We start from the raw sequence: 12,569 nt of genomic DNA on the forward strand, positions 1-12,569 counted from the left end.
CAAAATCTTTCTTTCAGTGGCAATCTAGAATTACATAATAAACTTATATAGGAATGTTATATTTGATTGTTGCAATAAACTAAAATAAATAAAGAGAACGAAAATAAAGTGTGAAATATAGAAGTCGAACTGAAATAGTGGCCATGATCCTGGATGCAGCCAACGGCGGAGCAACCAAAACAAAAATCATGTATAAAGCATTTTTAAGTTATGCCCAGTTACGTGAATATTTATCAGTATTAATTGAAAATAATCTAATCGAATATGTTGAGGGTTCACAAACCTACAAAACCACCGAAAAAGGCTTAAACTTTCTTAAAATGCACAATGAAATTGGAGAACTCTTAAGTTCAACTACACAAAAGTAAAACAACTTTTTAAATTTTTATAAATTCTTGTAATTTATGATTTTTTTAATAAATTTTACAAGTGCAATCAATCAATCAATCAATCAATCAATCAATCAATCAATCAATCAATCAATCAATCAATCAATCAATCAATCAATCAATCAATCAAATAAAGAGTGAAGGAAATCAAAAATAACTATGGTTTTCTACCACCTACTGCATATTTCAGATCTTTTTTGTTATTTTGTACTCATTAATTATTTGTAGCCATTATATGGCTGGATTCGTTGTTTTCTATATTATTTCCTAACGACGCTTCCACATAGTTAGTTACTTCATTGGTAGAACTTTCAGCGCCTTCTGCATTTGATCCCACTTCTTGTTGTTCCTGGTCTTGTTGAATCCCTTGATTATAATTCGTATCTTGTTCCGATTCTTGGGTTAGCTTTTGAATATTATAATCTAATACCTCTTCTTTATCTTCATTTTGGACGTTTAATTGATCATTCTTGATTTCGTTGTTGTTTGAGGTAGCTGTGTTGTCTACTGTTTGTTGTGTAAGCTTGTTAATTATGTTGTTTATTTCTGTTTTTTCTAAGTTGACATGTTCTATTAATTCATTAGTGTGTATAGTTATCTGCTGATAAATATCTTCTGTTATTTCGTTACTCTTATATTGTAACTTTGCATCAAATAAAACTGCTTTTATTCTTTTCGATTCCATATCTATTTCAGATATTCTTTGATGAAGTCTCTCGATAATCTCTTTGGTGTTTTCGCCTAAATCATCCAACCTTTTTTCATACTTTAAGTATACCAATTCTGCATCGTCTTTCATATTGTCGTTATCAGCTACGATTTCTTGCAAAGCTTTAATCCTCTTCAATGTCAAAGATTTTTCTCGCAAGAGCTTTTGTGCATCCAATCGCCACCTCGGAATAAAAATGACATAGTCGCCTTGTACCAACAGTTGTTCATAAGGTAAATTTTTTATACCACTTGATCCACAGTCTACACTTACGGATTCTATAGATCCTTCTATATCTGTGATGATACCTACAACTTTTCCAATGAATGTTCCATACATGTCTTTAACTTTTTTACTGACAAATTCGAGCTTCAATTCGCTCATGCAATTCAATTTGTAGATGAGTATAATGCTCGCTGTGTGAAAAAGATTTTATAATATTGTAAGATTTAATCAACTTAAGTACAATTACATGTATACAATAAACTTTGAGTAAGAAATTGAATCAGGAAAATTTTAATAATGATGAAAGAAAAAAACTTGAATCTCATTTTTCCAATTCAGACAGTAATATATTTGTAATAATTACTCCACGTCAGGTCGATCGGGGAGCCTTGATGTCTAGATATTCTAGAACTGACAAGACGATGAGAAGGATATTTATTGATGAATTTCTACCAAATCCCAATAGAGGTCTGGAATTTTATAACAGAGTCCTTTTAGAATATGGCGATGAATCTGTAGCTGAACTCGGGACAGCTCAATGTGCTTTGGAATGGGTATCTAATATATCTGCACAAAAAATAGAAGATCATAGGATCGGATTATCATTTTTAGAAAAATCATCCCGCTACGTTGCATTTGATAAGAAAATTAACGGAGTTTATAAATATTTTAGGGATAAAAAAATCATGTCTTCAATTTATGCCGACAAGTACATACAGTCATGTGATTTGGCATTTGAAACTTATTCAAAGAATATCTTACCTATGCAACAGTATCTAAAAGAAAAAATTCCAATAGATAATCTTATTTTTAATGATTCTGAAACAAAAACTGATACCCTCTTTAACAACCTTAAAAGCTCTATGGATATTGATAATGCAAAAAAAATATATAATTCATCCATTAAGGCCAAAGCTTTAGACATATTGAGAAATCTCCTTCCATCATCAACTCTCACTAATCTGGCAATTACAGGAAATGGAAGAGCGTTTGAATATCTTTTGTTTAATATGAACTCCTCCGAATTAGGAGAAATGAAAAATTTAGGTGATTTATTATATAAAGAACTGGAAAAGTACATCGAACCATTTATCAAACGATCAAAAGATAGACACAGCATTTCATATTGCAAATACCTTGATAATACCGAGAAATCAATTTCACGAATTCTGGATAAGGATCTTTATCAAAAACATGATGAGATTTCCGTTAATGACATTTCATTGGATACTTTCATTAATATCAAAAGTTTCATAGGTGTCAAATTGCTTTATCATGTGCCCAATATCGAAGCAGAAATCAAATTGGTTGCTTCCATTTTGCATGAATATGGTAGAGGTCTATCCATGTCTTTTTTACTAGATCTTGTTACTACCTTCTCTGAAGAAAAGCGACATGAGATTATTCGTGCATATTCTCATTTTAGAGAAAATAGAAGACATAGACCTGGAAGAGCTTTTGAGGTAATTGATTATTCATTTGAATTAGTAACTAATTATGGAATGTTTAGGGATCTTCATAGGCATAGACTTTTGACTATGAGTCGACAGTTGTTATCTACAAAATATGGGTTTGATATTCCAGAGGAGATTAGTGAATTAGGAATAGAAAAGGATTATAGTGATTGTATGTATTATAGTGCTGATACTTACAAGTTAATCTCATCTACAATGCCTGCAGAAGCACAATATGCTGTAACTTTTGCTTATAGGTATCCATATTTTATAAAAATGAATCTTCGTGAAGCATGTCATATGATTGAACTACGAACAACTCCGCAGGGCCATCCAGATTATCGAAATGCGTGTCAGAAGATGTATTCACTGATAAAACACGTCAATCCTGTTATTTCTGAGGGTATCAAATTTGTAGATATGAATAGTTATGATTTAGAAAGATTCAAATCAGAAAAGAATACCGTATTGAAAAAATCTAAAATAAATGTACCTGATTATTAATCGATTATTAATCGATACATTATGATCTCTTCTTATAGTATCTTAATATACATGGCTGTTATTTGTATCAAAATTCTACTTTTTTCACTAAAACCATTTGTCAAGAGATTGACTTCTTTTAACAATACTTTTTTCAAGCCTTCCCAAGTGGTTGATAACTCTTTCATTGGAGAAATTTTTCTCATCACAAAGATATTTTATGGTTTTTTCCTTCTCTATCTCATTAAATTCAATATTTAAATCCTCTATGTCAGTAACTTGGGGATTCAGAAATATTTCCCTTATTTCATTGTATGGTGTGGTCAGTAGTTCTGCTTTTATTTTTTCTATGTCTTCAATCTTCTTGTACTTTTGTATCAATTTTAAGGCATTTTTAGGACCAATGCCACTAAATCCATCAGGATTAAAGTCAGTACCAATCAAGATTCCAACATCCACAAGCTGTTGGTGAGTTAGATTATTAGTCTTTAGTACTTGAGAGTACTCTATTATTTCTGGTACGATATCCACATACACATTTCTATTGGGGATTTTTCTTTTCCCACTAACTGTCAAATTCCTTATCAACCTTTTAGCACCAAATAGTATTGAATCATAATCTTGACTCACGGATGAATATGCTAAATCTTTCTTAGTTAGAAGTGCGGCGGTTGCTTCCCCTTCTGACTTTGCAGTAATATATGGAATACCCATCAATGACAATAAGTATTTTGATTCTTCAATCATTTTAGAGGTTAGAATTGAAGTTCCCTGACTAAATTTTTTTGCGTCGTCTATTCTTCCCTCTTCCAATGCTACATTATACTTTTCAGTCGCTTCTTCTTTGACTTTTCTTCTTCTTTGAATTTCTCCTGATTTCAATCTATGAGGTAGTCCGTCGAAAACATATACTAATTTGACTCTATCACTAAGTAAATTTATGTTTCTATAAAAAAGTCCACTAAGATGACTAGTGGGTTCTCCTTGGTTGTTTGCAAGTAATTCTCCAGTGGGGCCTCTAATTGTCGCTAAGAATTGATAAATTACATTGAAAGCATCTATTGCAACCACTTTTCCATCTAAATCGGGAATTCTGATAGGATTAGATGTAATCAATGGTTTTAGGTTTAGTCCCATATTCTGATGTTCTACCCTTTATGATTTTTAAGTATTTGATATTTTACAGTCTTGTAATAATGAGACTGCTTTGTCGCCTAACTCAACATATTTAGCTGGAATGAACAGATTGATTATTTGTGATAGACTGGCCCTCTTACAATCGCTCATTAGTTCAACGCGGTGAGATCCTCTTCTCGTATGATTTCCTTGATGGTTGGGGTTCAGAGATAGAGAATATGAATATAAACAAAAAGGGTAAACCATTTGTATTTCCAGATTCTTTCATCTTGGCCATTGGTTACATTCGCTATTTATTTCACCTACCATACAGACAAACCCAAGGTATAATTAAGGCCACAGGAAAAAGGTTACCTGCTAATCCACCAAGTTATGGTCACATCTGTAAACGAATCAACAAGCTAAACATCGATATTAAAAGAGACAAGATGGATGACGATGATGACCTAATAATATCAATAGACAGTACAGGTATCAAGATTACTAACAGAGGTCAGTAGATGGATGAGAAATGGAATACACAAAATAGAAAAGGATATCTCAAGATCCACGTTGCTGTAGACATAAAGACCAGGAAAATCATTGCTTTGGAAGTGACAGATGAGAAGGTACATGATGGGAAAATGCTAAAGAAACTAGTCAATCATGTTTTGGATTCGAGAGAACCAAACACTGTAAAGATAAAATCGGTACTAGCTGATGGAGCCTATGATTCAAATCCAAACTTTGTGTATCTTGAGGACAAAAAGATCAATCCAGGTATAAAGGTAAGAAGGAACTCTATTGTTTCTCCTAAAAACAATAGGTTAAGGAACAACGAAGTAAAGTTACAAGCAAAGGATCTGTTGAAATGGAAGACAAAAAGAAAATACGGACAGAGATGGATATCTGAAACTGTGTTCTCATCTATAAAGAGAATGTTTGGTGAATACACATCAGCAAACAGGTTTCAAAACATGGTAAAGGAGATCATGATAAAAGTATCATTGTATAACATTTTTAGAAGAATATAACATGATGATCATGATGATAACCGGAGAATAAGGAATTATGCAACAAAGCATAGATGATCCTAATTCTAGATATTTTGTACATTCTATTGTATCATGATTCAATGAATTGAGGTTTAGTCATTCAAATGTTAGAGCAAGTAAAAGATAGAAAAGGATTTAATAAAATATGAAAAAATTGTGAAAAAACTAACTCAAGGAGATGTCTCTTTCTTTGTAGATGGCTTTGATTTAGTTTTGGTTATAGTCTTTTTGACCACTGGTATATCGTTTGTTCCACTTTTTACAGGTGTTGCTTTTGTTGCTTTTGTTGCTTTTGTTCCACTTTTTACAGGTGTTGCTTTTGTTGCTTTTGTTCCACTTTTTACAGGTGTTGCTTTTGTTGCTTTTGTTGCTTTTGTTGCTTTTGTTGCTTTTGTTGCTTTTGTTGCTTTTGTTGCTTTTGTTGCTTTTGTTGCTTTCTGTTTATTATCCAATAATCAATCTATTATAGGGTATTAAATAAATTTATTGGCTCTAATTTGAATTGAAATACAATAAAAACATAGTAACGATCTCAAAATCTAATATTTGGTCATTAAAATATTGACTATGATGCCTAAATTCAAGATTTTTGATTATAACCAAACTTATGGAGATATAGTTCTTAACAAATCCAATTAATCATTCAGATGAGTAATATAATGATGATCTCCTGAGTTTTAGTTATTTCCAAAATTAACAAGTATGGTGTCAAAATACGTCTATCTAGGTTTATTCACGTATGTAAACAAAGATCATATTGTAAAAATCTAAAGTTTGCGGAGATAACATAATAATATTTGTCTAAAGATATCACTAGAAATATTCCAGCAGACCGAATTTGATAAAATGAATAGTCAAAATTGGTAAAAGATTATAGTAAATCATTATTTGTTAATTAAACAATTTCAAATACATCAAAAGATTTAAGGTTAACAAGCTCAGATTTGATTCTTACCTGTGTGATACCACGAATTATCATGACCTTAAATTTAGATTGGAATGTCTTTTTCTGACAATAATTATGTATAACTCCATCTTGGTTAAAAAAACAGTAATTAGTCTTGCTAAAGTATTGTAATTATTACTATGGAGATCTTCGACTTTATACACTTCATTGAGGGAATGGATTACTTAGCGATATTTCTTTTGACATTCATTTCTGCGGTGCTAATTATTGTTCCAATTCCTTATTTTCCCATTCTAATGACAGCAGTTTTAGTCACTGATTTAGATCCAAATTTAATAGTTCTATTTGGCGCACTTGGAGCCGTAAGTGCTAAATCAATTATATATATGATTAGCTATTATGGAACAAACATTGGTAATTTAAAAAGAAACTTTAATTCAGAGGATTATCCAGAAACTTATAGGATCCTAAGAAAATATGGGGGTTTAACGATATTTCTGGCAGGTATTACACCTATTCCGGACAATATTATTTTTATTCCATTTGGAATGTATAGATATAATCCTCTAAAATTCATCTTGATCACATTTTCTTCCAAAATGCTATTGAACGTAATAGTAGTGTGGGGAACAATAATTATTGGCAAACCAATAATAGGAAATTTTTCTGAAATGTCTTTAGATATTAATACATTAATTGCTGCAGTAATAATATCATTAGTCTTATTTACTATTTTATTCATATTCTTCTTAAAGATTAAATGGGCTGTTTTTCTCGAAAGATTTTTTGTAAAAATAAGATCGTTGAGAAAAAATAGGAATTCATAGTGACACTTGCCGTTTACCTACTCCCCGTATTAAGCTTCATTGTCGGATGAATTAAGCTGGAGCAAGATTATTATGAAAAACTAATGAAATATTGATACATGGTTACTTTTAATTATTCAAATGTAAATGAGGTCTCAAAAGCTGATATTGTCATAATTGGTGTACCTGATGAATCTAAATCCCATGCGAAGAGAAAGGGTACAATAATGGGTCCTGATATTCTTCGGAGATCATCTAACGAATCTAACTTTTTTGAGAGAGGAGGAAAAACTATTCCTATATGTCCAATGCGCGGAGCAATAGATGGGAAATGTATTTTTGATTATGGTAATATCAGGAGAGAAGACTTGTACCGACTAATATTTGAGCTAGTTTCCTCAAAAAAAATTCCCATCGTCATAGGAGGAGATCACTCGATTACTACTGTTATATTGCGTGCAATAGGAGACTACATTGGTAAGACAGGACTTGTGTATTTTGATGCTCATCCCGACTTTGTTTCAACGACAAATGACTATTATGGTTCCGTGTTGCATGACGCTTCAAGATGGATAGATTTTAACGAAAGTATTTTGATAGGAACGCGTTCGGCCGAGCCAGAAGAATTAGAAAATGCTATCAAAGTAGGATTAGACATTGTTACGCCTCTAGATATAAATGAATTTGGAATTGCTAAAATTATGGATAAGGTGAAAGAAAAAAGTAACAAAGGTAAGAAGTATATTTCCATTGATCTTGATTGTTTGGATCCAGCATTTGCTCCGGGAGTTTCAGTCCCCTCAGCAGGTGGTCTATCAAGTATTGATTTGATAACTCTGATTAAGGTGGCAATTGGTTCAGGTATTCTCGGTCTTGATATAGTAGAACTCTTACCGGAATTTGACATCAATAACGCAACTTCAATTCTTGCTTCTAGAATCTTGCTTGAATCTATTGCTTCAATTGATCTCGCGCAAGGCTAACTCTTATTGTTTCTAAAATTTAATACTAGATATACGATTATTAATATCTATTTTTCTAACCAATTTAAGCTAGAGTTCTACGATAACATTTCAGATAAGATAATTTTTTATAAATATTTATGATCATTTGGATAGAAAAGTTAACCAAATTATATAAGCAAGTTGTCCCTGTTTTGATCTAAAATGTCAAAGACAATACTAGAATTTCCTCCAGGACCAAAATTTTCTCTAAGATTACTAAGTCAATTGTCAAAAGATCCAATCAAAACCTTAAGTAATTTTGCGCAAAGTTATGGAGAGATCACTCACTTTAAAATTGGTAATGGTCATGTATATTTAATTAATAATCCAGATTACATTGAAAAGATTTTGATATATAATCATAAAAATTTTAGAAAAGGTAAAAGACTGCAAACAGCCAAAAGATTGTTGGGCGAAGGCTTAGTAACAAGTGAGGGTGAGAAACATGATGGTCAAAGAAAAATAATTCACCCGTTGTTTTTACCAAAGAGAATTGCTTCTTATGGTCAAATCGTTGTAGACAAGACATCCTTGATGTGCAAAGAATGGGAAGATGGCCGCATCATGGATATTCATAAAGAAATGATGAATGTTACTCTAAGAATAATTTGTAAATCCATTATGAATTATGAAATTGATTCCGAAGAGGCATCTAAATTTTCGTCTGCATTAGAAGTTTCAAAGAAATACTTTAAACGCCTTCAACATCCAATAGGACACATTTTGGATCATTTTGAAATTCTACCAGAAGTACATAAAAGTAGGGAATCAATAAAAACACTTGATTCCATAGTTTATCAATTAATCGAAGATAGAAAAAGGACTACCAGTATGGATAGAGATGAAGGATCAGGTATAGAAGTGGAGAAAGAGGATGACTTGTTATCAAGGCTAATACAAGCACAATTACTATCAATCATGAAATCAAATGTGAAGCAAAATAATGAATTCGACCAGCATCAGACAAACGCAATATCAGACCTTAACCCCATGACTGATCAGCAAATTAGAGACAATGTTATAACCATGCTCATAGCAGGACACGAAACCACATCAAATGCAGTTACTTGGACGTATTATCTCATATCCCAACATCCGGAGGTAGAACAAAAAATGTTTGAAGAAATAGATTCCGTACTTTTAAAAAATATGGATGGAAAGAAAAAGATCTATAGAAATCCAACAATCAAAGATCTTCCCAAATTCAGGTATATTGAAAAAATATTTAGAGAATCAATGCGCATTTATCCACCTGTTTGGAGCATTGGCAGGTTGGCTGAAGAAGATTATTTAATTGATAAATATACGATTCCAAAAGGATCTTCAATCCTAATGAGTCAATATGTTATGCACCATGATAGTCGATATTATGCTAATCCGAGCGAATTCAATCCTGACAGATGGACTGATGAGTTTGAAAGACATTTACCAAGATTTAGTTATTTCCCATTTGGAGGAGGAATACGTGGTTGCATAGGGGAATCTTTCGCATGGCAAGAGGGCATACTATTAATTGCTACCGTTTCAAGCTATTGGAGATTGGAGCTTATCCCAAATCAAAAAATTAGAATGGATCCCGGAATCACACTTAATCCAAAAAATGGTATAAAGATGAAGTCAAGGATTAGATCGATATGAAAACAGATATCATTAACCGTAACTTGCTCGAATACAAAATTACATAAATGACGAATCAAAAATGAGATGAAATAGTGGCATAGACATGAGATTTAAATCGGTAAGAAAAGTTGAAAAATTAAATAAGAGAAAAGTTATCACCCATTCAATTATACAATTCACGCTTACATTATTTTGCTCTATAGTTCATTTTTCATCATTGGGGTCCCAATTGAATTTGTAGTCCCCTATCTGATTGTTTTTGGTGTTTCCCTATATCTAGCCAATAAATATTCTGGTAAGACATTAAGATTCTACAAAAATAGTAACGGTATAATTTTTGTTGATCTCGGATGGTTTTCCAACTTCTCCTATATATTGGCTACCATAACACGTATCGTTATTACTTCTCTTGGCATAATTTTGAGACTTGGATTACTCGAAAAAACAGGAATGGATTATAAATTGACTTTCTTTTTCTTTGGGGAGGCTATGACGATATTTTTACTGGTTACAATTATTTTTGATTTTTTATTAATTTACGGGAAAGCTGCTTTAGCTGGTATGCATAGAAGAATGTTAATTCATTATAAATTAATACTGAGTGGAAAGAAGAAGTAAAAGAGGAAACCAGATAGATTTTTCTGCTCATTAGAATTATTTCGAATTTAACTGCATATTTGGCTATTCGAGTTGATGTCGATATTATTAATGTCCCTATCCAAGTATATTTTTTGGATCAATGAACAATCTCGATTTCGAGCAACAACTATTCTAAATTCTCACTGCTGCTGGATATTTCTCACTGCTGCTGGATATTTCTAACATATCAGAATCGATTATGCAATAATAATGCAACGGTATAATCATGTTGTTTTAATCATTCACGGGTATATTACAACCTGTCCCGAATATTTTTAATTTTTTTGCATACAGATAAAACCGATCCGAGTAATCAATTGATTTGAAACTAAGAAATTTTCTCAATCCTAGAAAAGTCGGTAAAAAAACCTGAATATTATCAAATCGATCGTCATTATGATATTTCTCTAGCAGTAGATATAGGACTTTTAAGTATAAAGACCTTTTAATACAATTAAAGTAACTAATTTGTATCGTAGGTTTTTTGTCGAAGCTATCTTGACTAACAATTGTTTTTATCATTACAACTCCTACTATTCTATCTTCATTTAAAACAATCAATAATTCATTACTTTTTATTAGTAAAACTAAGTTTGAATAATCCATATTGAACTTGTAGAATCTCCAAGAATCAAAATATCTATCATCCATTATCTTTATAATATTTAGATCAGATAAGTATCTACGAATCTTGGCGACGTCAGCTAACTGTGGTGTCTTAATAACTAATTTGATTGCTCGCATATTTGCAAATGGGGATAATTTCTTGCCCGTAAGTCCTAATTTTTCTAACCGTATATTATAATAAGTGCATGTGAAGAGTTTCAAAAATCCTAATTTTTCTAGCATTTTTTGAGAGGCAAAATTACCTTGAGAAACCAAAGCACAGCATTCATTTAAGTTATTCTTGATTCCATAATCAATACTACGATTTAAGAGGGCGGTGGCAAAACCATTGTTTCTATACGGCTTATTTATCCGTAGCCCTTCAATCCATAATGAATTATTTGAACAATGAAGAATATGGATGACTCCTACGAGATCTGATTTTGAAATGAAAGATGATAACTGAGTTTCACAGACAAATAGCAGACTCGATGGCTCACTTATCCAATTATCCCAAGCCCTATCAATATAATCCCCCCATTCAAACGTATTCATGCAAAAATTCAAGACTTTATTTTTATCAGAGGATCTAGCCCTACGGATATTCATGTCAAAGAATGATCAAACTCCCAAATATTATTATAATATACCGATTCAATCAAGGTAATCTCTGCATGCTACTAAATGCGATTTTTTCAAAATGATATAATCGATATTAAACCGTCAAGAATGATAATACGGATGAAAAACCAAGAATGGGGTAGTCAGTTTCCTTATGTATTATAGATTCATGAAATCTTTCGGGTTGTGCTTTGAGGTGATAAGAGATGTTTGACTAATTTTTTTTAGACCTTGATCTTTTAGTTTATTATAAAGTAAAATATATCCAAACTATATGCTGAAGAGTACGTATGACTATATTTTAACAATTTGCTACGTTTGGTTGATTATTAATGGTTTTTTTATAGTCATTACATTAGAAATAATGATTATTTTAGGTTTCATATTCCCTCTTCTCATAATAATCATACTAAACAGAGAAAAGAAAATCAATATAAAAAATAGCAGCAAGAATCGAAATAAAGAGGGAAACCCTACATTATGATAAGTTCTGAATTCTTAATAATTTTAAATAAGATAGAATTGATAAAATTTGAGTAGCTTAAAAAATATGATGTTTGTTACTTGTTAATCAAAATCAAAAAAATCGGTGAAAAATCCTCGTTTTTTCTTTTTGTAACCATATTGATTAGATTCATATCGATGATGATCATAATCATCGTCGCTTCGGTATTTTCTTACTTCCCTTGAATAATCGTCATAATTTCCAGGACGTTCATTTGAATATGCAGGACGTTCATTTGAATATGCAGGGTCCTCATCATATTTTTTAGAAGCATTAGCGATTTTTTCTATTTCACCTCTATCTAGCCATATACCTTTGCAAGAAGGGCAGAAATCGATATCAACTCCATATCTTTGATTGGCGCGCATCATGGTTGAACAATTAGGACAAGTTAATTCGTTAACCATAGAAAAAATAAGATTTTTCCAAT

At 31.7% G+C, this 12,569-nt stretch carries 11 protein-coding genes and 1 pseudogene; 7 read left to right on the top strand and 5 right to left on the bottom strand.

Features of this window, described 5'->3' with window-relative positions; translation table 11 throughout:
- The first annotated feature begins 110 nt into the window (after positions 1–110).
- Complete coding sequence (locus NMY3_RS02790) at positions 111–368, top strand: winged helix-turn-helix domain-containing protein (RefSeq protein WP_144734504.1); 258 nt, start codon at positions 111–113, stop codon at positions 366–368.
- Between the two features lie 235 nt (positions 369–603).
- Here the strand turns inward: NMY3_RS02790 and NMY3_RS02795 are convergent, their stop codons facing one another.
- A complete protein-coding gene (locus NMY3_RS02795; protein ID WP_196817428.1) occupies positions 604–1,482 on the bottom strand; it encodes a CdvA-like protein in 879 nt (292 codons plus the stop codon).
- Positions 1,483–1,586: 104 nt separating this feature from the next.
- Between NMY3_RS02795 and NMY3_RS02800 the strand changes: the two genes are divergently transcribed.
- A complete protein-coding gene (locus NMY3_RS02800; protein ID WP_196817429.1) occupies positions 1,587–3,281 on the top strand; it encodes an FAD-dependent thymidylate synthase in 1,695 nt (564 codons plus the stop codon).
- Positions 3,282–3,368: 87 nt separating this feature from the next.
- Here the strand turns inward: NMY3_RS02800 and fen are convergent, their stop codons facing one another.
- The gene (gene fen / locus NMY3_RS02805) at positions 3,369–4,397 is read right to left on the bottom strand and encodes a flap endonuclease-1 (RefSeq protein WP_196817430.1); all 1,029 of its coding nucleotides are present in this window, start codon (positions 4,395–4,397) and stop codon (positions 3,369–3,371) included.
- A gap of 119 nt (positions 4,398–4,516) precedes the next feature.
- Between fen and NMY3_RS02810 the strand changes: the two are divergent.
- Positions 4,517–5,410: pseudogene (locus NMY3_RS02810) on the top strand (IS5-like element ISThar1 family transposase).
- Positions 5,411–5,601: 191 nt separating this feature from the next.
- Here NMY3_RS02810 and NMY3_RS02815 read toward each other — a convergent pair.
- On the bottom strand, positions 5,602–5,883 hold the full coding sequence (locus NMY3_RS02815) for a hypothetical protein (RefSeq protein WP_196817431.1): 282 nt from the start codon (positions 5,881–5,883) through the stop codon (positions 5,602–5,604).
- A 670-nt stretch (positions 5,884–6,553) separates the two neighbouring features.
- Between NMY3_RS02815 and NMY3_RS02820 the strand changes: the two genes are divergently transcribed.
- The 4 genes from NMY3_RS02820 (at position 6,554) to NMY3_RS02835 (ending at position 10,386) form a co-directional block, all read left to right on the top strand.
- A complete protein-coding gene (locus NMY3_RS02820) occupies positions 6,554–7,165 on the top strand; it encodes a VTT domain-containing protein (protein ID WP_196817432.1) in 612 nt (203 codons plus the stop codon).
- A gap of 98 nt (positions 7,166–7,263) precedes the next feature.
- Positions 7,264–8,127 carry an arginase family protein gene (locus NMY3_RS02825; protein ID WP_196817433.1) on the top strand — a complete coding sequence of 288 codons (864 nt, stop codon included), beginning with the start codon at positions 7,264–7,266 and terminating at the stop codon, positions 8,125–8,127.
- Between the two features lie 183 nt (positions 8,128–8,310).
- Positions 8,311–9,786: a cytochrome P450 gene (locus NMY3_RS02830; protein WP_196817434.1), complete on the top strand. Its 1,476-nt coding sequence runs from the start codon at positions 8,311–8,313 to the stop codon at positions 9,784–9,786.
- A gap of 174 nt (positions 9,787–9,960) precedes the next feature.
- A complete protein-coding gene (locus NMY3_RS02835; RefSeq protein WP_196817435.1) occupies positions 9,961–10,386 on the top strand; it encodes a hypothetical protein in 426 nt (141 codons plus the stop codon).
- 255 nt (positions 10,387–10,641) lie between these two features.
- Here NMY3_RS02835 and NMY3_RS02840 read toward each other — a convergent pair whose 3' ends face one another.
- Together NMY3_RS02840 and NMY3_RS02845 are read right to left on the bottom strand one after the other, a co-directional pair.
- Positions 10,642–11,622, bottom strand: coding sequence for a GNAT family N-acetyltransferase (locus NMY3_RS02840; protein ID WP_196817436.1), 981 nt, complete (start codon positions 11,620–11,622; stop codon positions 10,642–10,644).
- Positions 11,623–12,201: 579 nt separating this feature from the next.
- Positions 12,202–12,546 (bottom strand): zf-TFIIB domain-containing protein, encoded by a 345-nt coding sequence (locus NMY3_RS02845; protein ID WP_196817437.1) that lies wholly within the window; start codon positions 12,544–12,546, stop codon positions 12,202–12,204.
- Positions 12,547–12,569: the final 23 nt, after the last annotated feature.

Origin of the sequence: Candidatus Nitrosocosmicus oleophilus, from assembly GCF_000802205.1 — an archaeon.
In the GTDB taxonomy this organism is placed as follows: Archaea; Thermoproteota; Nitrososphaeria; order Nitrososphaerales; family Nitrososphaeraceae; genus Nitrosocosmicus; species Nitrosocosmicus oleophilus.